The organism is Paenibacillus sp. FSL R5-0407, assembly GCF_038009185.1.
Lineage (GTDB): Bacteria > Bacillota > Bacilli > Paenibacillales > Paenibacillaceae > Fontibacillus > Fontibacillus vini.
On record NZ_JBBPAX010000001.1, the window covers coordinates 1,879,651 to 1,905,186 of the forward strand.

The window sequence follows — 25,536 nt, forward strand, 5'->3', positions numbered from 1 at the left end:
CTTCAGTCCCTTAAGCCCCGAATAAAGTGCGGAAGAAAATCAGAAAGTGTGCCGCCAACGAATGGGCCGCATTATACAGCGGAGCAATCGTATATCTTTGAAATCCCGGTACGATTAAGATAATCAAGAAAATGAGCACCGACCACTGTTCAAACTGCTGAAGCTTGCCCAGTACGCGGCGCGGCACCACATCTTCAAGAATCCGGTAACCGTCAAGCGGAGGGAGCGGAATAAGGTTAAATAAGCATAAGAAAAAGTTCATGACGATGAACAAGCTGAAGAAAATATGAACGGCTTGCGATAGTTTATCGTCGCCCATTAAAGGCGAAACAACGCCAAATTGCAGCAATGCCGCATAAATCGCGGCCCCCACGACCGCCAGCAGCAAATTGCTCAAAGGGCCGGCTACGGAGACGATTACGCCCATCAGGCGCGGCCTGCTGAAATTGTCCCGGTTGACGGGCACAGGCCGTGCCCAGCCGAATCCCGCAATCAGCAGCAGAATGATCCCGAGCAAATCGAAATGCACCGCAGGATTCAAAGTGACCCGGCCAAGCAGCTTGGCCGTCGGGTCACCGAATTTGTTAGCGAAGTAAGCATGAGAGAACTCATGAAGCGTAAACGCAATAACCAGCGTGATCAAATAAAAAGGAAGCTGGCTTAGCGGAACGCGCAATATACTATCCAGAAAATCCATCGATTACCTCTTTCTCGCTACGAAAGCGACCCAGTCTTCATCCCGAGCCGTCTGTGCAATTTCAAATCCTGCCGCCACCAAGGCTTCCTCGACGGCTTGTTCCTTGTTCTTATATATTCCGGAGGCGATATAATAACCGCCAGGCTGCAAGGCTTCATACACGTCTTCAATAAACAGCAAAATAATCTCCGCCAAAATATTGGCGACGACGACGCGCACCGGAAGCTGCACATTTACCTGGGCATCGCCTTCTTTTTTAAGGACGGACAGCAGGTCGCTCTCCACCACCAGAATTTGCTCTTCCAACCGGTTCAGCCGCGTGTTCTCCATCGCACTGGACACTGCGACCGGATCGAGGTCCAGCGCCAGTACCCGGGAAGCGCCAAGCTGGCATGCGCCGATCGCCAAAATGCCCGATCCGGTGCCGACATCGATGACTTCGTCTCCCTCGCGGATAACGCCTTCCAGAGTTCGAAGGCAGAGTGAGGTGGTCGGATGCGTCCCCGTACCGAAGGCCATTCCGGGATCAAGTTCAATAATGCGCTCCTCTGGAGACTCAGGCTCATACTGCTCCCAGGTCGGCTTAATGGTCAAGCGGTTGGAAACGCGGATTGGTTTGAAATACTGCTTCCAGTTGTTCGCCCAATCGTCCTCGCTGACATCTCTTACCGTGATCACCGGATTTCCGGGATCGATATCGTATTCCCGAAGCTCTTCGGTCCGTTCCTTCACCTGGGAGACTACTTCCTCCATATCGATTCCTTCGGGGAAATAGCCGCTGATCTTCGCCTCGCCTTCGGGAATATCGTTAGGCGGAATTTCAAACCATTGCCCCAGGGATGTGTCGCGCGGCTTGTCGTTATCGACGTGCTCTTCGATCGTCACGCCCCCCGCCCCCGCTTCATGCAGGAAATTGGAGATCATCTCCACCGCTTCCTCGGTTGTATGTATAGTCAGTTCTTTCCATATCATCGTAAGTTTTCCTCCTTGAATTCGTGCATAAAATCTATTGTACTATAGAATGAAAAGAGTGACAAAAGATGCCCCAATAAACAAAATCAAAAGCGGCCGGGCCAGTGATTGTCTGGCCTGGTCGCTTTATCTTTTCATTGCTTCGCTTCATTAAAGTCAAAATCAATCGATCATCATCATCCGGAACATTTCGTGCAGACCCAGTGTGGCTGCGCCTACGGCCGCTCCGTTCGTCTTCCAGTGGGCGGCCTGCACCGGAGTGGGCTCGGGAACCCCGTGCTCCAGCTCCTGAATGCGAGCCGCCAGCTTGGCGAACAATGCATCTTCCTCTGCAATCCATCCGCTTAGAATAACGGCTTCCGGGTTCATCAAATTCAACATTCTGTTGCAGTCCGCAGCAATGTCATTCACTAGACGTTCCAGTTCATCAGAGACCGGGCTTGTCCCCGACATGCCGAGCCGGGTAAATTCCTGCAAGGTTTGCTCCGGTGTGGCCGTTTCCGCAAAATGTTCAGGGAACTGCAGCTTCAGGCTCTCCGCATAGCGGATCATGCTGAATTGCCCGAGCTCCGGTGTTCTTCCCGCCCGGCCGCTGCTTCCCCGATAAATGTGGTTGTCGATGACCAGCCCCGCTCCAACGCCGTAGTCGATCAGGATATATAAAATGGTACTCAATCCCTGCGCCGTTCCGTTATACCGTTCGGCAAAACCGGCAGCGTCGATGTCGTTCACCAGTTGTACCGGCGCTCCGAGCGCTTCTTCCATGATCGCCCCGAGCTCCAGGCGGTCCAACCCGATCGGGATCGCACCGATTACCGTTTGCTTACTCTCATCGATTCTGCCGGGCACGGAAATACCGATACGCCGCACCTGCTCCAGTCCGATGTCGTGATGCTCCAAAAACGACATCACCGTCCCCGCAAGCTCATCACGGATCTGCTCAGCGCCTAACAGTCGCGGAATTTTTTGCACGGCCTTTAGTTCGCCTTTCATGTCGAGCAAGACGCAGCGCGGATTGGACAGGTCGATGCCTACCACATACCCGCTGTCCGCCTTGATCTCCAGCATTGTCATTTTGCGTCCGACCCCGCTGCCGCTGGTCCCTGTTTCGTGAACAAGTCCTTCTCTGATGACTTCGTCAACCAGAATCGATACGGTCGAAGGACTGAGCTTGGTTTCCCTGGACAGTTCGACCCTGGACACCGGTCCCCGCTCATGGATCAGGTGCAGCAGCAGCGCTTTGTTGATTTCCCGGAGCATTTGTTGATTCCCGATTTTATTCATTACCTTATCTCCTGCCGCTGTTATTCATTTCCCCATTATATCATTTGCCTACGGTTCCGGCTTTGGATTCCAGGGCGGAATCCCCGAACGACTTTCGCGTCAGCCCCAACATGAACAAAAATCCGAAGGCCCCCATCAAGGTTACCAGGGAACTGATCCTGTAAAGCGTGACGGGACCCAAATATTCGAACATCCAGCCGCCGGCCAGACCGGCAATGACGCCTGATATTCCGCCCCAGGTCAGCCCGTACACAGCTTGCCCGGTGGACCGGAACGAATCGGGCACGAGCAGCGAAGTCAGCTGTGTCCCGATATAGTAGTAAGCTCCGAAAGTAACGCAGTGCATCAGTTGAATCCAAACGATTCCGCCGGCCGTTTCCACCGAACTCATCAACAGCCATCTCAGCGAGTAAAGACCGCTGACTACGACCATCCAGGCGATCATCTTGTGCGGAGAAGGCTTCAGAAAACGATCCAGAAGCAGAAAGACGGGAGCCTCCAAAATAGCCGTCGCAAATATCGACCAGCCGACGATCGACGCCGATCCGCCTAAATCCGAAATATAGATGGCTACAAACGTGTTATTGACCGAATTGGGCACGGAAACCAAGATGCCGATCAGGACCAGCAGCATAAAGGGCCGGTTCACGAACACCTGGCGGTAGCCGCTGTTGGAAAACACGTCTTTCCGCTTCCCTTCTCCTCCGGTCGGCAGTAAAAAGGCAAACACCAATGCCAACAGCATCATGGCGTCAAATACGATCCAGAGCCGGTTGATTCCTATCCACCCGATGACAGGACCAAAAGCCGCGGCGCTAAGCGCCCAGCCCAATGAACCCCACAGGCGGAAGGCTCCGAATTTCAGCCCTGTACCTTGGATCGAATTCAGAATCAGGCTGTTGCTTTGCGTATACAGAGGGCTTTGGAAAAGAAAAAACGCAAGCAAGGTTCCATATATGACCGGCTCATTGTGCGTCAAAAAAACGAACTGCATTACGATCAGCGCCGCCGTCAGCGTAATAATCAGAATCAGCCGATTGTTGCGAAGCCGATCCGCCCAATAGGCCCAAAACGGGTTGGCGATCAGGGACACAACCGGGCCGCCCGCCAGGATGGCCCCGATCGCGATATTAGAAACTCCGAGATTCCTCAGGTATAAAGCGAAGAACGTTCCGAAAATGGCCAAGGCACCGTACAAAACAAAATTGAATACTTTTAGCATCAGGTACGCGTTGCGGTGAATCCCGCCGGTACTTTCCGACATCCGGATTGCCCCCTCTCCACGTAAAAACTCCTCTTTTTATACCGCTGCCTAACCGTTTTTACAAAGAAATGGAGCAAGAGACCGAGCGTTGTTTCACTTCGTCCACCGAAACTTCGCGCCCCAGCTCATGGGAAAGGAACAACCCCTCGCTGATCAGCATGGTATTTAACGCAATCTGCGCTGTCGGCAGGAGCGGAACCTGGCCCGACAAAGCTGCGATCCAATGGTGCTGCGACGAAGCGTACGCATCCGGATAAGGACTAAGCCGCTGATGCCGAAGCGCGGCCAATTCCAGATTCACTGTACAGTCCATGTCCAGATCCGCGATCGTAGTATGATAAGAGAAACGGTTCGGCTCCTTCTCGGAGACCGCGCCGGAAAACCTGATCCCGCCCTCCGATCCGACGAGTGAGCTGCCCTCCAGCCCGCCAAGATGAAGGGACCAGGACTCGATAATATCCAAGGTGATCCCTCCGTCCATTTTCACGAACCCTGCACCCATCTCCTCGACGTTAAACCCGCTGGCCGCCCTGCGTTCCTCATTCATGGCCATCTCCTGATACACTTGCCCGGAGATCCGCTGTACTTGCGGGTTTCCTAACAGGTACAGCATCCGGGAGATGTGATAGACACCCATATCGTACATGGCTCCCCCGCCTGCCGTTTCCTTCCGCGTAAAAGATGCGGTGCCGTAGCCGTCCACGAAAGGACGATTGCGCCGCCGGAAGCCGGTTGAGCGGGCGTGATACAGCTTACCCAGCTTTCCTTCGTCTATGAGACGCTTTGCCGCCCATGTCTCCGTGTCGTACAATTTTCCGAGTTGAATATGCAGCATTCGTCCGAATCGTTCCGCATCCTCGACCATACGGAGTCCGTCCGTGTAAGAGCCGGCGATCGGCTTCTCGCAATAGACATGTTTACCGGCTTCCAATGCCGCGGAGGTCACCGGCTGGTGCAGATTATTATGCAGGCACACGTCCACGGCTACCAGATCCTCCTGGGCCAGAAGCTCGCGAAAATCGCTATATACGTTCCGAATCCCGTATTTCTCCGCTACTTGTCTCGCCTCCTCGGCATTAACGTCGCATACGGCTGCCACTTCTACTCCCGGAATGTTCTTGTATTGATCCAAATGCATTTTTCCGATCTGTCCCGCACCTATAAGTCCTATTTTTACATTCTGCATTCTGTTCCTCCTGTTTGTCTCTGCCGCGAATCAGTTATCCGCTTCCGCCAGTCGTTTTTTTACTTGCGCTATGACATGCTCGATTTCAATATATGGATTTGACTGTGCATTATACTCGATTGAATAGTGGCCCTCATAACCGTAACGTCGGAGCATCCGGACGATGTCGGGCGCCTCCTCCGATCCCGCGGTGTTGGCGTCAAAATGGGTATGAATGACCCAAGGGGCCACGATTTCGTTGCCGTCTTCCCTGTCCTGGTCCCATCGGTTTAAATGAACCAAAATTCCGAAATTCGGTTCATCCACCGCTTGAGCGATCCGAGCTAACTGCTTCGGTATAAGGGAGGGACCCATGTGGTTTTCAGGCCCGATCTTTATACCATAGTCGCTGCAAATCCGGCAATATTCCCGGTACTTGGTGACAATCCAATGAAACGCCTCCTCCGAGAATTCTTGTTCACCGTAGCCTCCTGTATCGATCCGGACAGTTTCGGCTCCCAAAATAACCGCCGCCTTTAAATGATTCAATGCGCTCTGGTAAAGCGCCTCACGCATCTCAGGGTCCGGGTCCCATAAATGAGCTGTATCCACGGCAAGATTAATCAGTCTCAATTCTTTCTCATCCAGCGCTTCGCGGACCTTACGCAAGTAGCTCTCATCCGCCAGGGTAAGAATCGGTGTCGTACGCTCTGCAATCTGGGCGTTCCACAAATCAACCGCATCCAGCCTGTAACGGTATTTAACCGTTTCCAGATAACCGAATACATCCATTTTCCCTTCCAAAAACAATTGATTGAATGAATACCCGCCCAACGAGATTTTCATGGGTTATGCCTCCTAGGTAATTAATTATTTCGATGAAAAAATTAATTAACTTCAACATATTATGTTTCCTAGGGACTGTCAAGATCCACTTTAAACTTGATCATAACAAAAACCGCCGGAGCCTTCTCCGACGGCTTGCTTGTCTAATGAGTCTGTTTCCGTGATGAATTTGTAGAGATAGATTAGAGAGTTGCGAAATTATCGCCCGGGCCAGGAGCTGTGCTGGCCCTGCTGCCGTGCATCCGCCCGTTCACTGCGTTCAATGGCTTCCCAATCCTCTTGATCCGCCAGTTCATCCGAAAATTCGACGTCCTCGTTATGTCCGATCGAGAGCCGGGATGATTTTGCCGTTTGTCTTTTCGTCACGCGATCCAAATTCTTTTCGCTCATAAATAAACTCTCTCCTTCCATGGTTTCAGATTTCAATTGTCATTCAATGATATTTCCGGCTACATCAGTCCGCCGGCTTCTTCCACGATTCGCAGCGCTTGGTGGTGGATCCCCTCGTCCACAACAGCTGTAAGTAATATGTCATGACCCGTTGGCCCGCCTTGACCGCCATGGCTCATACCGCTGGCTGCCGGGTCCGCTGCGGCCAATATCCCTGCCGAGGTGTTGGTTATCATTGCATCCTGGGTAATTGCCGCCAGACTGCTCACCTTCCCCGTGATCGGGTTCATCGGATCATAGCCTTCGCCTGCATATCGGCTGAAACGGTCGACAGATACCTCAACGGCCCGCAGCGCATTCAGCTTTCTGGCTACGCCTTCCGCTTCTTCCGGGCTTTTGAAATAAGCCAAAATATTTTTTTCACCCATTCTGATCCCCTGCCTTTCCTAGCTGAAACGTCAAGTGAACCCCTTTGGTGCGGTTCTTTCGTTTAGAATGCTATCTTTTATCCCGGTTTATTCTGTGTGTCTTTAAAATTTGAAACGCTTTGGCAGCTAGTCCGTATTACAGTTATGGCATTAGATCATACTAAAATTCATAGGAGGGTTACCACATCAAATGCTAAAGAAATTAACGATGATCGTGATGGCGTTTACGCTGATTTTCGCCTTCACTTCACCAGCCTTGGTCGATGCAAAACGCGGCGGAGGATTTAAATCCGGCCCACGTTCTTACACGCCGGCCCCCAAAAAGTCGACGACCAGCGATTATCAGAAATCCGGCGATACTTCCAGTACTAAAAAGTCCGGCGCCACGACGGGAAATAATTCTGGCCGCGGATTCTTCAGCGGAGGAGGCTTCATGAAGGGCTTAATGATCGGCGGTTTGGCCGGCATGCTCTTCGGCGGACTATTCGGAGGAATGGGCTTCCTCGGCAACTTGCTCGGTCTCGCAGTAAACCTGCTAGCCATATATGCAGTCATCGCCGTTGTCGTTTGGCTGTTCCGCCGATTTAAGAAGCGACCGCAACCTGATGATTACAACCGCGGAGGACGATATTAAGCTATGGTTCTCAGCATGGACGAAATCATAAACGCAATCTGCATTCATACCGCCGAGCGTACAGGACTTCGTCCTACCGACGTTCAAGTGGAGCTCAGCTGGGATGAAGACACCGGCTATACCGGAGAGCTTTGGGCGGGCGGCAGAAGCCGATATATCGTCGAATCCAATATTCTGGAAGCGATTATGCAGTATGTATATAAGGAATACGGTATCCGTGCTTTTCGCGATGATATCACGCTGGATTTGGATGAAGAAATCACCGCATTTGTCCGGCAGTAATATTCCTTAAAAGGCCCTAAACAAAAAAGCAGCAGTTCGAAGGTTTCCCTTCGACTGCTGCTTTTATATTACGGTCAATCTCCACGGAACGCCCGTTTCATCCGATCAAAAAACGATTGTTCATGCTCGTGCGTATGCTCGCCATCGAGCGCCGCGAACTGCCGCATCAAATCTTTTTGTTCCTCGCTCAGCTTGCTAGGAGTTACAACCACGACCTTGATATGCTGATCGCCTTGTCCGATGCCGCGAAGCTTCGGTACCCCTTTGCCTTTGAGACGGAAATAAGTTCCGGTTTGCGTTCCTGCCGGAATCTTCAGCTTGACTTTCTCCGTCAAGGTCGGAATCTCGATTTCATCGCCAAGCGCCGCCTGCGCAAATGTCAGAGGCACCTCGCAATAAATATCATCACCTTCACGCTCGAAGAAGTCATGCGATTTCACGCGGATAACAATATACAGATCGCCTGCAGGTCCCCCGCGCAATCCGCCTTCGCCTTCGCCAGACATCCGGAGCTGAGCCCCATCGTCTACGCCGGCAGGAATGCGGACATGAATTTTCCGCTGCTTCTTCACTTTGCCGCTGCCGGAGCAGGTAGGACATTTTTCCTTGATGATTTGGCCTTTGCCGCCGCAGTTGCTGCACGCGCGACGGTTGACCATCCGGCCGAACGGCGTGTTCTGCACGACCTCCTGTTGTCCGGAGCCGTGGCAGACGGAGCAGGTTTCCGGCTTAGTTCCGGGTTTTGCTCCCGAACCGAAGCAGGTATCGCAATTTTCAGTCCGCGGGATCGTAATGTCAGTCTCTTTACCGAACACCGCTTCTTTAAATTCGATGGTCATCGTGTACTGCAGATCATTTCCCCGCTGCGGGGCATTCGGATCCCGTCGACCGCCACCGCCTCCGAAAAACATATCGAAAATATCGCCGAAACCGCCGAAATCGCCGCCGTTAAAGCCGCCGCCCATCCCTTGGTTCGGATCGACATGTCCATACTGATCATAGCGTGCGCGTTTGCCCGAATCGCTCAGGACATCATACGCTTCCTTAACTTCCTTAAACTTGGTCTCCGCATCATCCGCCTTGTTTACATCCGGGTGATATTGACGCGCAAGCTTGCGGTAAGCCTTTTTGATCTCTTCATCCGAAGCGCTCTTGCCGAGGCCCAGCACTTCGTAATAGTCCCGTTTTTCAGCCATCCTTCCACCCCCGTTATGACTTGCTTGGCGTGCCGGAACAAAGTCTCCTTAATCCGGCAAAAGGAAAGTCAAAGCACGGAAACAGCCCGCACTTTGACCTTCCCAGTTCACCTAAGTCTATTCACCGGTCAAGTAACCTGTGATTTAGCCCAGTTCTTAGTCCTGCTTCTTGTCCTCATCCACAACTTCGTATTCGGCGTCGACTACATTGTCTTTACCGCCTGCCGCCGATGCTCCTTGAGCGCCTTCAGCCTGTTGTTGATCCTGTGCCGCTTGCTCGTACAGCTTAACGGACAACTGTTGTACGATCTCGGTCAACTTTTCGGATGCCGAGTTGATACTTTCTAGGTTATCGCTTTCCAGCGCTTTTTTCAATTCTTCTTTCGCTGCGTTCGCTTTCTCTGTTTCAGCCGCATCGACTTTATCGCCAAGTTCCTTCAGCGTCTTGTCAACGCTGTAGATCAGTTGGTCGCCGTTATTTTTGGCTTCAACCAGTTCTTTGCGCTTCTTGTCTTCTTCGGCATGAAGCTCGGCGTCTTTCATCATGCGTTCCACTTCGTCATCGCTCAAGCCGCTGGAGGAAGTGATCGTGATCTTCTGACTCTTGCCAGTGCCTTTGTCGGTAGCCGACACGTTGACAATCCCGTTGGCATCGATATCGAAGCTGACTTCGATTTGCGGCACGCCGCGTGGAGCCAAAGGAATGTCGCCCAGCATAAAGCGTCCGAGGGTCTTGTTGCCTGCAGCCATTTCGCGTTCCCCTTGAAGTACGTGGATTTCAACGCTTGGTTGATTATCCGCATAGGTCGAGAAGACTTGCGATTTGCTTGTAGGGATCGTTGTGTTGCGCTCGATCATTTTCGTAAACACGCCGCCAGCGGTTTCAATCCCCAGCGACAACGGAGTTACGTCAAGCAATACGACATCTTTGACGTCGCCGGTCAGAACGCCCGCTTGTACGGCTGCGCCCAAGGCAACAACTTCGTCAGGGTTCACGCCTTTATGAGGCTCTTTACCGGTCAGTTTCTTGATGGCTTCCTGTACGGCAGGAATCCGGGTAGATCCGCCCACCAGCACGACTTTGTTAATGTCGGCAGGAGTCATGCCGGCATCGCTGAGCGCGCGGCGAGTAGGTCCCAAAGTCCGTTCAACCAGATCTGCGGACAATTCTTCGAATTTAGCGCGGGTCAGGTTCAATTCCAAGTGCTGAGGAACGCCGTCAGCAACGGTGATGAATGGAAGAGAAATGGTCGTCGTAAGAACGCCGGACAATTCCTTTTTCGCTTTTTCAGCAGCATCTTTCAAACGTTGTACAGCCGCTTTGTCTTTGCTCAGATCAATGCCTTGGTCTTTCTTGAATTCTGCTACCAGATAATCGATGATGACTTGGTCAAAGTCGTCGCCGCCGAGACGGTTGTCCCCGCTAGTGGCTTTAACCTCAAAGAAGCCGTCGCCGAGTTCCAGAATCGATACGTCGAAGGTACCGCCGCCAAGGTCATATACGAGAATCGTTTGATCTTCGGATTTCTCCATACCGTAAGCCAATGCCGCAGCAGTCGGCTCGTTGACGATGCGCAATACTTCAAGACCGGCGATTTTACCGGCATCTTTGGTAGCTTGGCGCTGGCTGTCGTTAAAGTAAGCAGGCACCGTAATTACCGCCTGTGTTACAGGCTGGCCAAGATAGGCTTCGGCGTCCGATTTCAATTTTTGCAAAATAATTGCGGAAATTTCTTGCGGCGTGAAGTCTTTGCCGTCAATGCTTTCCTTATGGTTCGTACCCATATGTCTTTTGATCGAAATGATCGTGCGGTCCGGATTCGTGATCGCCTGACGTTTTGCCGTTTCACCGACAACGCGCTCGCCGTCTTTCTTAAAGCCTACAACCGAAGGGGTTGTACGCGCGCCTTCCGGGTTCGGAATTACGACAGCTTCGCCGCCTTCCATAACCGCAACGCAAGAGTTTGTGGTTCCAAGGTCAATACCGATTACTTTACTCATAGGAAATTATCCTCCTTAATTGGTTGCTGTTTCATAATTTCTGTTCGGTTCAATTTAACCGCTGACTTTAACCATCGCCGGACGAAGCACTTTATCTTTCAGCAGGTAACCCTTCTGAACTTCTTCCACAACGATACCTTCCTCATATTCATCGCTTTCGACCTGCATGATCGCCTGATGAAACTCGGGATTAAACGGCGTGCCCACCGACTCCATCGGAGTCAAGCCTTCCGCTTTTAATACACCTTCAAACTGGCGGAAAATCATTTCCACCCCTTTGGCGTAAGAAGAAACATCTGCATTCTCCGACACCGTGCCCAAAGCGCGTTCAAAGTTATCAATGACCGGCAGCAATTCGACGATAAGTTTGGAGGAAGCATATTTACCAAGCTCTTCCTTCTCCTTCACCGTGCGGCGGCGGAAATTATCAAAATCGGCCTGCGTACGGAGCAAACGCTGTTTGTGGTCCTCCGCTTCAGCCCGCAACTGGTCCAGCTCGGCTTGCCCTGCAGATCCAGTCTCCTGAACCTCTTCTGCGGACACCTCGGGCTCTTCCACCCGGTTCGGGTCCTGATTCTCAGTACCGTTCACATTAAACTCTTCTTCCACACCCGTCTGGATGTTATCCTGAATCGGCTTTTGTTCCTTCAAGATGTCACCTCCTTAGCTATAAATGTTGCCATGTTGTCTGGTACGCTTAGTTTGCTCATTTTCATTATTAATGCAGCCGGGATAAAAACTTGGTCAAGTCTTTAGATAATATATCCAAAATCCCGATCACCCGGGCATATTCCATACGGGTCGGTCCCAAAATCCCGATCGTCCCTACGGCTTCGCCTTCGATGGCGTAAGTCGCCGTAATCAGGCTGCAGTTAGCGAAAGCCTGGTGGTCGTTCTCAGTCCCGATCCTTACTTGAATGCCGGTGCCCGTCGACGCTGAAATCATCATTTTCATTAAGGTCGGCGTTTCTTCGAATAGGTCGAGTATGCTCTTCACTTTATCGATATCCCTGAACTCGGGCTGATTCAGCATATTTGTCGTTCCGCTGAGAAACAGACGCTGTCCGTCCTGACCGCCATCCAGCGCTTCATCCAGCACGTTCATCAGTTCCTCGAAATGTTCGACATGCCGCTGCATCTCTTGCCCGATTTCGTTGTATAGAGCCGTCTTCAGCTTATAAATAGGTACCCCTGTAAGCTTCCGGTTAAGCAAATTCACAACCTTTTCCATATCGGACACGGAAACTCCAGACGGGATCGAAACCGTTTTGTTTTCGACCTGGCCCGTGCTTGTCACAATAATGGCAACCGCCGTGTTCTCGCCGAGCGGAAGCAGCTGAAAATGCCGCAGAGACGTATGAAAAACTTCCGGCCCAAGCAGGATGGAAGTGTAATTCGTCATATGGGACAGTATCGTTCCGGCATGCTGCACAACCTGTTCGATGGCATTCAATTTTTCCGCGAAGAAAGTCTTCATCATCTTGAACTCGTTTGGCTCAAGCAGATTTAGTGGAGCCAAGTGATCCACATAGTACCGGTATCCCTTATGGGAAGGAATGCGTCCGGCCGAAGTATGCGGCTGCTCCAGAAATCCGAGTTCCTCCAGATCGGCCATCTCGTTGCGGATGGTAGCCGGGCTATACCCGACGTCCCCCCGTTTGGAGATGCTTCGGGATCCCACGGGTTCCGCCGATCGAATATAGTCATCTACAATAGCCGTCAGAATCATTCTTTGGCGTTCCGTCAACATGGAAATCCCTCCTGTTTACTGAATGTTTGAAGCTCGTTAGCACTCTAGTCTGTTGAGTGCTAATCACTAATACAAAAATACCAAACCAACCTGACGATTGTCAAGTCAGTTCAGTATCTTAAGTACGGCTATTTCATCGCAAGCATGCTGCTTGGCGCAGTTTACGCAATCCGTCCAAACCTTTTCGGGAAAAATTTCTTTTTCCACTACGGTAAATCCGTTCTTCAAGAAGAAAGAAACTTCATAGGTCAAAGCCATTACCTTGAAAAGCGAGCGTTTCTTAGCTTCATGCACAAGCTGCTCAACGAGCATGGATCCGAGTCCCCGGCCCTTATAACCTTCCGCAATGCCAAGCGACCGGATTTCCACCAGTTCTTCACCCAGCTTGCATAACGAACCGCAGCCTACGACGATGCCGTCAATTTCAGCGACGACAAAATCGTGGATCTGCCGTTCCAGCACGGCGCGGGAGCGCGGCAGCATAATCCCTTGACGGCTGTAATTCTCAATCATTATATAAAGCGGCTCGACATCTTCAATTGTCGCTTGTCTGCACACGGCTACGGCCTGCATAGTCTCTCCCCCTCGAACCCATCCTAAAAACTGATATGAATAAATATACATGATGGCGTATAAAAGTTCAAGAGAGAAAATGCGTAATTATCTGCACAAGCTCACAATTCCAATGCAGAGCCGATCACCCGATTACGTCGTCAATGCGCCGATAAACTCGGCAAACACCTCATTGCCGAACAGAACTCCTTTTTCGCTGAGACGATAACCGCCATGATCTTCATGCATCTCCAACAAACCCGCCGAGGTCATCTTATGCAACTGATTATGGAACGTTTCCTCCAGCGTAACCCCGAATTGGGCGGTAAAATCGGCCATGCGGATTCCATCCAGCATGCGAAGGCCGACCATCACGAAATCTTCCATGGCCTCTTCCTTAGATACGGGGAATTGGTCCAGTCTCGGGAGCTTTTGCTTGGCAGCTTCGACATACGGATTGACGCCCTTGATATTCATATGGCGCTGCCGTTTGACATAACCGTGGGCTCCGGCGCCCAGCCCATAATAATCCTCATTTCGCCAATAAGTAATGTTATGTCGGCTCTCATAGCCCGGCTTGGCAAAATTGCTGATCTCATACTGCTTGTATCCGGCGGCCTTCATGCGCTCCATAAGCAGAAGGTACATTTTCAGTTCATCTTCCTCACCCGGAAGCGGGAGCTGATTTTTTTGGAAAAGCGTATGGAACAGCGTGTTTTCCTCCACCTTCAGGCTGTAGATCGAATAATGCGGCAGCCCCAATTCCAGCGCCCGGCCCACGCTGTACTCCAGCATTTCGACCGTCTGGTTCGGCAGACCGAACATCAGGTCGATCGACAAATTATGGAGTCCCGCCTCGCGGGCATTCTCCAGGCTGCGGTAAACATCGTCCGTATTATGAATCCGGCCGATTCCCGAGAGCAGCTCATTTTGGAACGCCTGAACGCCGAAGCTGACCCGGTTGACGCCGCCGGCCTTCATGACCGCCAGTTTTTCGGCATCCGTCGTTCCCGGATTGGCTTCCATCGTAAACTCGATGTCCTCCGCCCAGTCCGGAAAGTTTTTGCGGACCGATTTCAGGAAGAACTCCATCTCCTGCGGGTTAAGCACCGTCGGTGTACCTCCGCCGACAAAAATCGTCTTGATTTCACCGGGAGGGGTTGCCTGTACGGTCAACTCCATCTCTCGATCCAACGCCCGCAAATAATCCATCACGGGCTGATCCTTCAGCACGTACGAATTGAAGTCACAATAAAAGCACTTGTTCGTGCAAAAAGGAATGTGTATATAAACCGCCTTGGGAGCGGCATTGTTTTCTTTCCCAAGCTCAGGCATTCCCTGGCCCTGCTGATCTGTGATCTCATTCATGGTAATGCCTCCTAAATATTGCTTCGCTACATTTAATGCAGCTCTTGGTATAGCCTTTTTCCATAGCGTTTAGCTGTGGATCTTCATCTATAGTGGTTAAGTGGCTGACTTCTTCTTCCCGCACCTGGGCCCATTGGATATTTCCAATGAAAATAGAGATCCATTGGCCAATTTGCCCTTTGGAATGGATATTTCCAATGGAGATCCCTAATTTCACGCCCAAAAGGGGAATTTCATAAATTTCATTGGAATTTTCCAATGAAACCCGCCAATGGGCTAAATTAAGATGTTTTTCATTGGATATTTCCAATTCAATCAACAAACCGGGCTGAATACGTGATTCGGCTCTTACAAGGAAAGGAAAGCCCGCAGGCTTTCCTTGGATCGTCGATCACGCCGACGCGCATTTTTATTTGTCGTCTATTTTCAGTACCGCCATAAAAGCTTCCTGCGGCACTTCGACATTGCCGACTTGCTTCATGCGCTTCTTACCTTCCTTTTGCTTCTCCAACAGCTTCCGTTTCCGCGAAATGTCACCGCCGTAGCATTTGGCAAGGACGTTCTTGCGCATCGCTTTGACCGTTTCGCGAGCGATGACCTTCGTTCCGATGGATGCCTGGATCGGCACCTCAAACATTTGCCGCGGAATGAGCTCACGCAGCTTCTCGCAAATGATCCGGCCGCGATGGTATGCACGTTCCCGGTGTACGATAAAGGACAAAGCGTCAACCTGTTCGCTGTTGAGCAAAATATCCATCTTCACCAGATTGGACTGGCGGTAGCCGGACAGCTCGTAATCGAATGAGGCGTATCCCTTCGTACTCGACTTCAACTGATCGAAGAAATCATATACGATTTCAGCAAGCGGGATCTGATAAGTGATCGTTACCCGCGTCGTATCGAGGTATTCCATATTCACGAATTCGCCGCGTTTCCCCTGGCAAAGCTCCATTACGGTCCCTACGAAATCGTTAGGAACGATAATGGCTGCCTTCACATAAGGTTCTTCCACGTATTCGATCTTCCCGACCTCCGGATAGTTCGAAGGGTTATCGATCGAAATCGTCTCTCCGTTCGTCAGGGTGACCCGATAAATTACGCTCGGTGCGGTTGTAATGAGTGGAATATTGAATTCGCGCTCAATGCGCTCCTGAATGACGTCCATGTGCAGCAGGCCGAGGAATCCGCAGCGGAAACCAAAGCCAAGTGCGCTAGACGTTTCCGGCTCGAAGCTGAGCGAGGCGTCATTAAGTTGCAGTTTCTCCAACGCTTCGCGAAGGTCGTTATAATCCGAGGTTTCGATCGGATAGAGACCGCAGTAAACCATCGGGTTGATCTTCCGGTAACCCGGCAGTGGCTCTGCGGTCGGATTCTTCGCGTCCGTAACCGTGTCCCCGACCCGGGTATCGCCTACATGCTTGATGCCGGCAACGATGAACCCTACGTCTCCGACTTTCAGCTCGTCCACAATCGTCATGCTCGGTTTGAAAGCACCGACCTCGATGACCTCAAAGGTTTTTTCCGTCGCCATCATTTTTATTTTCGAACCGGACTTGATGTTTCCGTCAACGACGCGCACATAAACGATAACGCCCTTATAAGGGTCGTAATGCGAATCGAAAATCAGCGCTTTGAGCGGCTGGTCCGGGTCTCCCGTAGGAGCGGGAACCTTCTGGACGACCTGCTCCAGAATTTCCTTGATGCCGATACCCGCCTTCGCCGAAGCAAGCACGGCTTCGCTGGCATCCAGCCCGATCACGTCCTCGACCTCCTGCTTCACCCGCTCCGGATCCGCACTCGGAAGATCGATTTTGTTGATGACTGGCAATATTTCAAGATTGTTATCCAGTGCCAGATATACGTTGGCCAGGGTTTGAGCTTCGATGCCCTGCGCCGCGTCCACCACAAGCAAAGCCCCTTCGCAAGCGGCCAGGCTTCGGGATACCTCATAAGTGAAGTCGACGTGTCCCGGTGTATCGATCAAATTAAGCAGGTACTCTTCCCCATCGTCTGCGCGATAGGTCAAGCGTACGGCCTGCAGCTTGATCGTGATGCCCCGTTCGCGTTCCAGATCCATCTTGTCCAGAACCTGCTCCTGCATTTCCCGCGAGGTCAGCGCCCCGGTATATTCAAGTATCCGGTCCGCCAGCGTCGATTTACCATGGTCTATATGAGCGATAATACTGAAATTCCGTATCTTCTCTTGTCTTGCTCTAATGTCAGTCATCCTTACCCCCACCACAAATCCTTGAAGTACAATCAATTTATTATATCAGTTGCAAAGGGTTGCATCAATCGGTGAGACCGCTAAGTGCACATTTCATCCCAATTATGACTCAGGCGGGTTCGTAATCGAATCCCGGTAGATGATGGAAGCCGACATATAAATCGTCTCCTTCGGAAACTCCGGGTGGTTCATATGATTGAACAGAACCTGCACTGCCCGTTTGCCCATCAATTCTTTTTCAACATTTACTGTAGTAAGCCGAGGCTCGGACAAAAAAGCATCCTCAATATTATCGAACCCCGTAATGGATACTTGATCGGGAACGCCAATATTCATACTTCTTAAGGCGCTTACCGCGCAGGTCGCGATGGCGTCATTGGCGCAGACTAATGCGGTTGGGAACTCCCCTTGCCCCTTCATATCCTCCAGAATGGACCTTATCTGCTCCGTATGCTCAACCCTTGTCTCACCTTGAAGACCTGTGAGCTGCTGCTGCTTCGGCACTTCCAGCCCGGCTTCCTCCATCGCATCCTTATAGCCCTTCCAGCGGCTGAGGAAACTCAATGAATAATCCGTATTCCCCACAAAGTAAATAAAGCGATGCCCTAAAGAGATTAAATGATGCGTGAGTTGGGAGGAGCATTCCCGGTTATCGGCAAACAGTTCGCTGGCCTTAACCAGCGGTTCCTCATGATCAATCAGCACGATGGGCACCTGAAGCCTTCCGACCTCTTGAAGCACTTGGGGACTGACCTGACCGACCCCGATAAAGCCTTGTATATTGTCCTGATGGACCAGGGATAAAAAACTGTCCGCGGTCTGATCCGTAATCACGACAGCCCTGGCATTACTTTCCTCCAGCTCCTGGGTGATCCCGTCCACGATCCGTCCCCAATATACCGAATCCAGAAGCTGATAACGCACATTAGGGAGCAGCACCACAACCGTTGTTTTCCCCGTTTCATCCCCATCCGGCGAACCTCCGTCAACCCCTGATGTGCGTGCCTGAAACCGGTAACCCAGCTTTGCGGCCATCTGCAGCACGCGTTCCCTGGTCGCCGTATTGACGCCTCCTTTGCCGGAAAGCGATTTTGAAACGACATATTTGGATACTCCTGCCGCATCCGCCACATGCTGCATGGTTACTTTTTGGCTCATAACATTCTCTCCAGACATCTTAATGCTATTTGTGGAAACATTGCTTGATTCACAACATTATAGCATTGAAGCGCTGTATAGTTCTATCTCCGGTTCAAAACTAATACAAGAGGAGCGAATCCTCCGATCTAACGGGGAATCCGCTCCTTTTGATGAAACTGTAAGTTATTAGTTCTTGAAGCCTTTTATCTCGTCAATATACAAGGTCCCGTTACCTTCGGAGATGCCGCCTGGCGTCACGATTTGAACCCCGATGACTTTCCCTGCTTTCAGGTCCTCTTTGTTGAACGGTTCTTTAGCGATGTACCCATATTCAGAAAACACGAATCTTAATGTAGTAAAGCCTTTTCCGTCTACGGTTAATTCACCCGAATCCATCCAAATCCAGTCATTTCCCATTTTGATAAAAAGCTTCGCCTTCACGTTCGGTATTTCGGAATCGATCTTTACTTTCGCCTCGATGCCGTCAAAAGAGCTCAGGTCCATGGCGCCCGTTTTGCTCACCGCCATAAAGTCGTTTTCTTTTCCTAAAGTGAAGTCAGCCTTTAATACATTCCAGTCCTGTCCATCCTCGGAATATACGCTCTTAGTTACGGTTACATTACCTGCTTCCTTCGCCCAGCCTTCCGCATCCTTGTCAAAACCGAAAACGAGTTGAGGCTGCGCCTTAGTTAAGACAACGTCTTTCAAATAGAGGTTAGCCGTTCCGCCGTCGTTTCCGATCTCCTCAACTTTGATGCCGATCATTTTAATATCCTTCAGATCAACTCCAGCTGCTGCCGCTGCTTCCGGCAAGGAAATCGTCAAGGCGGTGTAGCCGTTCGCATCGACGTTTGCCGGTGCTCCGCTATCGGTCCAAGTCCAGCCTGCTCCGCTCTTCATGAACAGACGGGCTTTCGCCGTACCCTTACTTAATTTCACGCGGGCGGTAATGCTGTCCAGTCCATTCAGATTCAAACCGGACGGCGATTTGGAAATCTCGAATTCTTCATTAGAAACTCCTGAGTTATTTTTACCCGTGTTCACTAAAGGAAACTCGATAGCGAGCGCCGCTTCGGTTGTATCAAACTTTGGAGCCAGCGCTTTGGCCGTATTGCCGTCAAGTTTCCATCCTTCGATATCCGAAGCGGATTTAAATGCATAAAATACTCCAGGCGACGTCCCGCCCGGTTCCTGACCTTGGCCAGGAATTTCCGGAAGGCTGTCGTCCTTCACCGCACGAATATCGTCAAAGTACAGAACACCGCTATGCTTGCTTTGATCCATCGAGTTTACATAAATGTTGAAGCCGGTCACTTTTTTCAGGCTTTCCTTGGAAATTGGCCCTCCCGAGCTCCAGGAAGCCACCTCAAAGTCGTTGAACGAAATATTAAGTTCCTTCTCGCCCGCGGCTTCCAACTCCGGATACGCTTCGTATGCGGAGCCATTCATATGCAGCTGGATGACCAGTTTGAGCGGCTTGCCATCTTTGGCATAAGCGCCTGTCTCGCCCGCGGCTACCCACAGATGCAATGCATTGGTATCGGACCAATTCACGGTACCCAGATTTTTACCGATCCCCGTATATCCGGCAGAATCAATGTTGTATTGGAGCTTCATCCCGTATTCGCCGGACAATTTGTGATCCTGGTCCAAACTCACGCCGATATCGTCTCCGCCCGCTTTCGGGTATTTCGCCGATACGGCTTCGCTCGATCCGCCGTAACCTTCGAAATCATCCACAAGGGAAGTATCGAGGATCGGAGCCGTATATGCGCTGAACAGACCCAGGTTATCCATATAGATAGATTCGCTGCCGCTTTGCTGCAACGCGCTTCCTATCAATGAAACCGCCAGGCCGGATGCTTTACTAGCAGCCTCGGCATTGTTTAATTCAATGACAGCATCATATTTGTAGTACGCTTTACCAGCAATCGTTACTTGTTCCAGTTCGTTCAATGTCTTTTTCGTGGCATTCATTCCGTATTTATGGTCCCAATCTTCGGGATACATCGCGACCGCCTGGATTGCCGCTCCCGTACCCGTTCCCGCAAGGGATACCGGAATGAGCGCGGACAGCTTTAAGCGCTTGACTTTAGCCAAATCAACATCCGACAAGGCCTTGTCAGTCAACTGCAGTTTCAACTCCTGCCAGGTGTCTTTAACCTCCAGCCCCGATACCTGGAATTCCAGCTTGCCATCTCCATCGACTACACTATGACCGAGACCCAGTGTTATTGTTTCAGGCCAGGTTCCGTTGTTCTTAACTGCATCAAGGGTGTCAGCCGTATCAAAAGTGAATTGCTTGATGGCCAACTCGCGAACTTTTACGAACACGGAAACGGTTTGCTCGAGGATGGCTCCGCCGGTTGGATAAGCCCGAACCGTAATCTCAGCCGTGCCGCCGTTCAGCGCCGCTTCGGGAAGCCAAGCCGCAGAATAATATCCGTCGGCGTCCAGCTTCATCTCGATTTCCGTTCCAGCGTTTCCTATACTATAGGTTACTTTGGAAGGTACCGTATTCAACACCTTGGCACGAATGACCGCAGGAGCTTCGCTTACCGTTCCTACATGCGTAGGAGTCACGATGTGCATGAAAGGTTTTTCACTCGCGGCGATGACGGTACGGCTATAAATATTCGCGCCCTTAACGTCTCTGGAGAAAGACGTGTAAGGATCGTTATAAAATTTGATAAAATCAGGCAACAGCTCATGGCTGCCTTTTCCCGGAACGTCCTTATACGGTACGAACAAATTGTTGCCTTCGCCAAAATTGGCCCAAGTCAGCATATAGGATATTCTTTTGGCATCAGGATCGCTCTTGATAGCATCCGTGATTTTTGTAAACCAGTTCAGCTCGTTGTTTCCGGTCGTTTTCATCCCAGCGGCGCTGTAGCCGTATTCCGACAAAGTCGCAACCTTGCCGCGGCTGTCCGCCAGCTTCGAAATCATGGCCAGATCCTTCACAAGCCCGTTCAAAAACCCTTCGCTGCCTGCATTTTCCTTGTTGTCATACTGGTCCATACCGAGAATATCAACAAACTCGTCTCCCGGATAGGTAGTCAAATATTCATTCGCATTTCCGTTAAACGGTCCGTTCGGTGAATATACATACAGGAAGTTGCTTACATTCTTCACATCCCGTAAATATTCCACTGTGTAACGGTACAATTCCACGTACTCGCTCTTCGTCGTCGTGGCCGCTCCCCACCAGAACCAGCCGCCGTTTTGCTCATGGAACGGACGGAACAATACGGGAATCGGTTTGCCGTTATCGTCCTTCAACTGATTGGCGAAAGCGGCGATCCGATCCAGATATTCGCGGAATTTGCCGTTTGCGTCGCCGCCCGGCAGAATTCGAGCTACAACGGATTGTGTAGCATCCGCGGTATTACTCGTATCATTGAAGGTGCCCCCCGTGACCGGATTGTACGGATGCGTGCTCAGCGTCACGATTCCGCCGAGCTCATATGCTTCCTTCATCGCTTTGGAAAGCGCGATGCGGCTCGCTTCGTAATCTCCGGATACACCCGGAGGATTCTCAAGCCCATCCAGGCTAAGCGTGTCCCAACCGAATACTACCGGATAGTCTCCAACTGAATTGTTTACGTCCGATATGGTTCGGCCTTGATCGTCTTTCCCGGCAAAAGAAACCGTGGTATCGTGCTGATGCCCGAATAAAACGTTCTTACCGCGCGTTTCATTCAGGTACTCAAACAGCGATTTCGTCTCAGCCGTCGCCTGATCATCTACCAGATTCACGCCTTTTACTCCAGGCGTCCCCGGATCGGTCCCCGAACCGCCGCCACTCCCTGAACCGGAACTCGAGCCGCCGTTGGCGGCACCGCCCGGATTAGGCGTAGTACCTGATTGCGTGATTACCTGTAATTTCCCGCCTTGAAGAGCGTATTTCTTGTTCTTTTCAGCGGTCTGACCGTTAATCTCGACATTATCAGCCAATACCGTGATTTCACCGATGCTGCCTTGTCCTTCCAGCGTAGTACCGGCCGCTCCGCTGCCGATTGTGATACTGGAGACTGCGGTACCGTTCCCCAATTCCAAAATAGCCGCAGTGTTAAAGTCAGCATGTCCCAATCGAGTCGTTCCCGACAGGACGATCCTTACCTTGCCGCCGATACGATTAGCGATCAGGTTCGTTATTTCCGAGTCGGCAATATGTATCGACTGGTCTCCGCCTCCCGATACAAACGCCGTCCCCTGTACTTTTACCTGATGCAGTTCGGCATCCCCGTTACCAATTCCAGGAGTCAGGTACAGATTTCCGGAGATGCTGCTGTCCTTCAAAATTACACCGGTCCGGTTAATCATGACATGGCCGGCAGCTTCTCCGCCCGTAACGGTTCCCGCGCTATGATAAAACTTGCTCACCAGATGATTCAGCACGGTAACGAGCTCTGCCCGGGTCATAGGCTGGTTCGGGCGGAACGTGCCGTCCGGATAACCGGAGATGGCCCCGCTTAACGCCGAAACCGCTTTACGGGCATATTCGCTGATATCTTGTTCATCTTGGTAGTTCGTAGGTTTAACAGCGCTTTCATTTGTTAGTGAGAACGCTTTCGAAATCAAGGTTACTGCATCCTGCCGGCTTACATTAGCAGTCGCTTTGGCCAAGTTGCCGGGAAATCCTTCATAATACCCCGCGCCACTCGCAATCGCCATAGAGTCGCTGTACCAAGCCTCCGCAGGAACATCCGCAAACGGCTTATCTGATTTCGCTGAGAAACCAAACATCCGGTTAATGATCGTGGCCAATTCGGCCCGGGTTACCTTTTCATTCGGATGAAAGAACCCGTCCGGATAACCTTTGACTACCCCATAGCCCGTCCATTGATCGATGCTGGACTGCGCCCAATGCGCTCCACTCTGAACGGCAATGGTCTGAGCCTTCTCCACCGTCGTACCGGCGGCTTGAATGGAACCCATCGGCACCGCTAACTGCAGCGTCAAAACTGCTGCCAGGAGGGCGGCTGTTCCCCCTCTTCTAATTTTCTTCAAAAACCTCACCCCTTCAGTTCATAATGAGTGCAATAAAAAAATGAGCACTAACCTCCCTTCAGGTACTAATATTTTTGTCTACGTCATAAATATTAGCATCAAGAAGCAAATAAAACAATAAAGTTAGCGCTAATTGAATAATATAATTATTATGTTTTGATAATATTTAGATAACAAACAACACAAAAGCCAATTTGAATTAAAACTTAAAAACCGACAATTTTTCTTTAAGCTTCGCCGAGGCCTGCTCCAGCTTTCCAGATAAAAGGACAAGCATTTCGCTGACATCCTGCTGCTCTCCGCTCAAAGAAGCCACTTCCTCGGAAGTCGCGGAGGATTGCTGCGCTACGGCGCTTACGTTGCCCATCGACTCGGACAGCACGGACTGGGAATCATACAACCGGCCGATCGAGTCCGTCACCGTGTCCAAGCGTTCTATAAACGCCCTCATCTCCTCACGGACGGCAAAGAAAATCTCGTTCGTCTCTTGAACCGTATCCCTCTGCCTTCCGAATAACGGTGTCACTTCGGACAGAGCGGCAACCGTCTCATTCATTTCATGCATGATGCCGTCCGCAATCGTGGCGACCATCTCGATCGATTGCCTGGATTGCTCGGCCAATCCGCGGATTTCATCGGCCACGACCATAAATCCTTTGCCCGCCGCCCCCGCTCTCGCCGCTTCGATCGTCGCGTTCAGCGACAATATATTCGTCTGTTTCGTAATGTTTTGCATGACATCCAATACCTGAAGCACCGATGAGGTCGTCTCTTTCAGACCGTTTACCCTCTCCACCAAGGCTCCGGTCTTTTGTCCGGTCAAACCGGTCTGGATTTCCAGCGCCTCCAGTTGCCCGATTCCCCGTTCACTGGATTCTCCGACACTGATCGCCGAGTCCCCCATCTCCCGGTTCACTTCAATGAATTGTCGCATCTGCCCGGACATTTGCTCCGTCAGCTCGTTGCCGCGCTCCGCTTCCTGGGCCAGATTCGTTGCTCCGATGGCGATCTGTTCGGTAGCCGCTGCGATTTCTTTGGCCGAGACCGCCGTTTTGCGCGAAGCTTCGCCAAGCTCCCTGGCCGTGTCCAGTACTTCCAGCGCCGTCTGGCCGGTCTGATCGACTAGCCCCGTAATCTGTTCCATCATTTCATTAAACGAAAGGGACAATTCTCCGATTTCATCCTTGCTTCGGGAGCTCATCCGCACCGTTAAGTTACCTTTGGCGGCTTCACGCATTAACATCTTCATATTAATGAGCGGACCGGCGATCGTTCTGGCCATCCAAAAGCCAACGGCGACTGCGATCAGTGCTACGATCAATGCGGATAAATAAGTGGTCATTAGGATTTTCTTGGCATCCTTAATCAGTTCATCGACAGGGATGACGCTGATCAACCGCCACTTCGCAGAACCTAGCGTACTGAATACGGTTAAGCTTTTGTTCCCGTCCTCATCCTTCCCATGCAGGCTCCCGCGTTCCTGCTCCGGATCCACGTTACCCATAACGGCATCATGCCCCGCTTGCCCGGCCTCGGCCGAGGAAGCAATCAAATCCCGGTCCGCGGAAATTAGCTGAACCACCGACTTGTCGCCGAGATTTATCTTTTTCAATTCTTCGCTCAAAACGGAACTTTTAATGTCGGCTACGATGACATAGCTTGTCCCGACCGAACCCGGCAATGCCTTCGCCAAACGGAACAACGCTGAAGGTCCTTGCCCCTGCCCGCCTTCCTTTTCCGCCATCCAGACCGTTTTGTCCGTTGCCAGCGCCTGTTCGAACCACTCCGCCTGCTTGGCGCCCTCAAAGAAAGCATCATCCTTCATCCCGGACGTTACGTTTTCCATGACATCATTTTCAGGAATCAGATATACGCCCAATACTCCAGGGTTAGAAAACGCCCAGTTTCCGAGCGCCGAAGTTAGCTTCTGCTTGATGATGATTTGTTGTCTGGCTTCGGTACCGCTTAACGATCCTTGCCGTACCAGATCCTGTATTTCATTACTGAACATCGATTGCTGAAGCGAATCCTCGTATCGTTTGAGCACCAGCTCCAGCTTCTCCGCCGTCTGATTGACCGTTTGCTGGTTAGACAGCTCTGCGTTACGTTCAATCGTGTTTCTGGACATTTGATAAGAAACTATACCCAGGCTCAAAACGAAGACCAAAGTGGCTACGAAAAAAATAAAAAACAAACGTGCTCCTACCGACTTCGATGGATGAATTCCAATTTCGCGAAATCGGGTATAAGGACTTTTTGTATGATGCGGTTGATGGATCTTCATTCCAATTCCCCCTTTGAACCTGTTCCTTCATGATAGGACTTGC

At 51.2% G+C, this 25,536-nt stretch carries 21 protein-coding genes; 2 read left to right on the forward strand and 19 right to left on the reverse strand.

The genetic code is table 11. The features are described from left to right. Nucleotides 1–10 precede the first annotated feature (10 nt). The 8 genes from NYE70_RS09140 to NYE70_RS09175 form a co-directional block, all read right to left on the reverse strand. Complete coding sequence (locus NYE70_RS09140; RefSeq protein WP_213653815.1) at nucleotides 11–697, reverse strand: site-2 protease family protein; 687 nt, start codon at nucleotides 695–697, stop codon at nucleotides 11–13. A 3-nt stretch (nucleotides 698–700) separates the two neighbouring features. Next, nucleotides 701–1,669, reverse strand: coding sequence for a 50S ribosomal protein L11 methyltransferase (prmA, locus tag NYE70_RS09145; RefSeq protein WP_211019858.1), 969 nt, complete (start codon nucleotides 1,667–1,669; stop codon nucleotides 701–703). A 162-nt stretch (nucleotides 1,670–1,831) separates the two neighbouring features. Beyond that, nucleotides 1,832–2,953, reverse strand: coding sequence for an ROK family transcriptional regulator (locus NYE70_RS09150; protein WP_341045729.1), 1,122 nt, complete (start codon nucleotides 2,951–2,953; stop codon nucleotides 1,832–1,834). A gap of 40 nt (nucleotides 2,954–2,993) precedes the next feature. Then, the gene (locus tag NYE70_RS09155; RefSeq protein ID WP_211019860.1) at nucleotides 2,994–4,217 is read right to left on the reverse strand and encodes an MFS transporter; all 1,224 of its coding nucleotides are present in this window, start codon (nucleotides 4,215–4,217) and stop codon (nucleotides 2,994–2,996) included. A 58-nt stretch (nucleotides 4,218–4,275) separates the two neighbouring features. Next, nucleotides 4,276–5,403 carry a Gfo/Idh/MocA family protein gene (locus NYE70_RS09160; RefSeq protein WP_341045730.1) on the reverse strand — a complete coding sequence of 376 codons (1,128 nt, stop codon included), beginning with the start codon at nucleotides 5,401–5,403 and terminating at the stop codon, nucleotides 4,276–4,278. 30 nt (nucleotides 5,404–5,433) lie between these two features. Beyond that, a complete protein-coding gene (locus NYE70_RS09165; RefSeq protein WP_211019862.1) occupies nucleotides 5,434–6,228 on the reverse strand; it encodes a sugar phosphate isomerase/epimerase family protein in 795 nt (264 codons plus the stop codon). 198 nt (nucleotides 6,229–6,426) lie between these two features. Next, nucleotides 6,427–6,618: a YfhD family protein gene (locus NYE70_RS09170; RefSeq protein WP_211019863.1), complete on the reverse strand. Its 192-nt coding sequence runs from the start codon at nucleotides 6,616–6,618 to the stop codon at nucleotides 6,427–6,429. A 59-nt stretch (nucleotides 6,619–6,677) separates the two neighbouring features. Further along, a complete protein-coding gene (locus NYE70_RS09175; protein WP_211019864.1) occupies nucleotides 6,678–7,046 on the reverse strand; it encodes a hypothetical protein in 369 nt (122 codons plus the stop codon). A gap of 190 nt (nucleotides 7,047–7,236) precedes the next feature. On the opposite strand from NYE70_RS09175, the gene NYE70_RS09180 reads away from it, so the two are divergent. After that, entirely contained in the window at nucleotides 7,237–7,680 is a 444-nt protein-coding gene (locus NYE70_RS09180; protein WP_211019865.1) for a hypothetical protein, read from the forward strand. 3 nt (nucleotides 7,681–7,683) lie between these two features. After that, nucleotides 7,684–7,962 (forward strand): YxcD family protein, encoded by a 279-nt coding sequence (locus NYE70_RS09185; protein WP_211019866.1) that lies wholly within the window; start codon nucleotides 7,684–7,686, stop codon nucleotides 7,960–7,962. Between the two features lie 74 nt (nucleotides 7,963–8,036). Here the strand turns inward: NYE70_RS09185 and dnaJ are convergent, their stop codons facing one another. The 11 genes from dnaJ to NYE70_RS09240 form a co-directional block, all read right to left on the reverse strand. Further along, nucleotides 8,037–9,158, reverse strand: coding sequence for a molecular chaperone DnaJ (gene dnaJ / locus NYE70_RS09190; RefSeq protein WP_341045732.1), 1,122 nt, complete (start codon nucleotides 9,156–9,158; stop codon nucleotides 8,037–8,039). Nucleotides 9,159–9,314: 156 nt separating this feature from the next. Beyond that, the gene (gene dnaK, locus NYE70_RS09195; RefSeq protein WP_341045733.1) at nucleotides 9,315–11,159 is read right to left on the reverse strand and encodes a molecular chaperone DnaK; all 1,845 of its coding nucleotides are present in this window, start codon (nucleotides 11,157–11,159) and stop codon (nucleotides 9,315–9,317) included. 54 nt (nucleotides 11,160–11,213) lie between these two features. Next, the gene (gene grpE / locus NYE70_RS09200; protein ID WP_341045734.1) at nucleotides 11,214–11,810 is read right to left on the reverse strand and encodes a nucleotide exchange factor GrpE; all 597 of its coding nucleotides are present in this window, start codon (nucleotides 11,808–11,810) and stop codon (nucleotides 11,214–11,216) included. Between the two features lie 67 nt (nucleotides 11,811–11,877). Continuing rightward, entirely contained in the window at nucleotides 11,878–12,909 is a 1,032-nt protein-coding gene (hrcA, locus tag NYE70_RS09205; RefSeq protein WP_211019870.1) for a heat-inducible transcriptional repressor HrcA, read from the reverse strand. 105 nt (nucleotides 12,910–13,014) lie between these two features. Further along, the gene (locus NYE70_RS09210; RefSeq protein WP_211019871.1) at nucleotides 13,015–13,482 is read right to left on the reverse strand and encodes an N-acetyltransferase; all 468 of its coding nucleotides are present in this window, start codon (nucleotides 13,480–13,482) and stop codon (nucleotides 13,015–13,017) included. A gap of 132 nt (nucleotides 13,483–13,614) precedes the next feature. Next, nucleotides 13,615–14,796 carry a radical SAM family heme chaperone HemW gene (gene hemW / locus NYE70_RS09215; RefSeq protein WP_247681548.1) on the reverse strand — a complete coding sequence of 394 codons (1,182 nt, stop codon included), beginning with the start codon at nucleotides 14,794–14,796 and terminating at the stop codon, nucleotides 13,615–13,617. 25 nt (nucleotides 14,797–14,821) lie between these two features. Then, entirely contained in the window at nucleotides 14,822–15,148 is a 327-nt protein-coding gene (locus NYE70_RS09220) for a hypothetical protein (RefSeq protein ID WP_341045736.1), read from the reverse strand. 90 nt (nucleotides 15,149–15,238) lie between these two features. Continuing rightward, nucleotides 15,239–17,056: a translation elongation factor 4 gene (gene lepA, locus NYE70_RS09225; protein ID WP_211019874.1), complete on the reverse strand. Its 1,818-nt coding sequence runs from the start codon at nucleotides 17,054–17,056 to the stop codon at nucleotides 15,239–15,241. Nucleotides 17,057–17,158: 102 nt separating this feature from the next. After that, nucleotides 17,159–18,214, reverse strand: coding sequence for a LacI family DNA-binding transcriptional regulator (locus NYE70_RS09230; protein WP_341045737.1), 1,056 nt, complete (start codon nucleotides 18,212–18,214; stop codon nucleotides 17,159–17,161). Nucleotides 18,215–18,382: 168 nt separating this feature from the next. Then, nucleotides 18,383–23,209 carry a glycosyl hydrolase gene (locus NYE70_RS09235; protein ID WP_341045738.1) on the reverse strand — a complete coding sequence of 1,609 codons (4,827 nt, stop codon included), beginning with the start codon at nucleotides 23,207–23,209 and terminating at the stop codon, nucleotides 18,383–18,385. Between the two features lie 199 nt (nucleotides 23,210–23,408). Then, nucleotides 23,409–25,493 (reverse strand): methyl-accepting chemotaxis protein, encoded by a 2,085-nt coding sequence (locus NYE70_RS09240; RefSeq protein ID WP_341045739.1) that lies wholly within the window; start codon nucleotides 25,491–25,493, stop codon nucleotides 23,409–23,411. Between the last annotated feature and the right edge of the window lie 43 nt (nucleotides 25,494–25,536).

Bases quoted from the DNA above. Each gene is read 5' to 3' on its own strand.
- NYE70_RS09140 (WP_213653815.1), bottom strand. From the start codon at position 697: ATGGATTTTCTGGATAGTATATTGCGCGTTCCGCTAAGCCAGCTTCCT.
- prmA (WP_211019858.1), bottom strand. From the start codon at position 1,669: ATGATATGGAAAGAACTGACTATACATACAACCGAGGAAGCGGTGGAG.
- NYE70_RS09150 (WP_341045729.1), bottom strand. From the start codon at position 2,953: ATGAATAAAATCGGGAATCAACAAATGCTCCGGGAAATCAACAAAGCG.
- NYE70_RS09155 (WP_211019860.1), bottom strand. From the start codon at position 4,217: ATGTCGGAAAGTACCGGCGGGATTCACCGCAACGCGTACCTGATGCTA.
- NYE70_RS09160 (WP_341045730.1), bottom strand. From the start codon at position 5,403: ATGCAGAATGTAAAAATAGGACTTATAGGTGCGGGACAGATCGGAAAA.
- NYE70_RS09165 (WP_211019862.1), bottom strand. From the start codon at position 6,228: ATGAAAATCTCGTTGGGCGGGTATTCATTCAATCAATTGTTTTTGGAA.
- NYE70_RS09170 (WP_211019863.1), bottom strand. From the start codon at position 6,618: ATGAGCGAAAAGAATTTGGATCGCGTGACGAAAAGACAAACGGCAAAA.
- NYE70_RS09175 (WP_211019864.1), bottom strand. From the start codon at position 7,046: ATGGGTGAAAAAAATATTTTGGCTTATTTCAAAAGCCCGGAAGAAGCG.
- NYE70_RS09180 (WP_211019865.1), top strand. From the start codon at position 7,237: ATGCTAAAGAAATTAACGATGATCGTGATGGCGTTTACGCTGATTTTC.
- NYE70_RS09185 (WP_211019866.1), top strand. From the start codon at position 7,684: ATGGTTCTCAGCATGGACGAAATCATAAACGCAATCTGCATTCATACC.
- dnaJ (WP_341045732.1), bottom strand. From the start codon at position 9,158: ATGGCTGAAAAACGGGACTATTACGAAGTGCTGGGCCTCGGCAAGAGC.
- dnaK (WP_341045733.1), bottom strand. From the start codon at position 11,159: ATGAGTAAAGTAATCGGTATTGACCTTGGAACCACAAACTCTTGCGTT.
- hrcA (WP_211019870.1), bottom strand. From the start codon at position 12,909: ATGTTGACGGAACGCCAAAGAATGATTCTGACGGCTATTGTAGATGAC.
- NYE70_RS09210 (WP_211019871.1), bottom strand. From the start codon at position 13,482: ATGCAGGCCGTAGCCGTGTGCAGACAAGCGACAATTGAAGATGTCGAG.
- hemW (WP_247681548.1), bottom strand. From the start codon at position 14,796: ATGCCTGAGCTTGGGAAAGAAAACAATGCCGCTCCCAAGGCGGTTTAT.
- lepA (WP_211019874.1), bottom strand. From the start codon at position 17,056: ATGACTGACATTAGAGCAAGACAAGAGAAGATACGGAATTTCAGTATT.
- NYE70_RS09230 (WP_341045737.1), bottom strand. From the start codon at position 18,214: ATGAGCCAAAAAGTAACCATGCAGCATGTGGCGGATGCGGCAGGAGTA.
- NYE70_RS09240 (WP_341045739.1), bottom strand. From the start codon at position 25,493: ATGAAGATCCATCAACCGCATCATACAAAAAGTCCTTATACCCGATTT.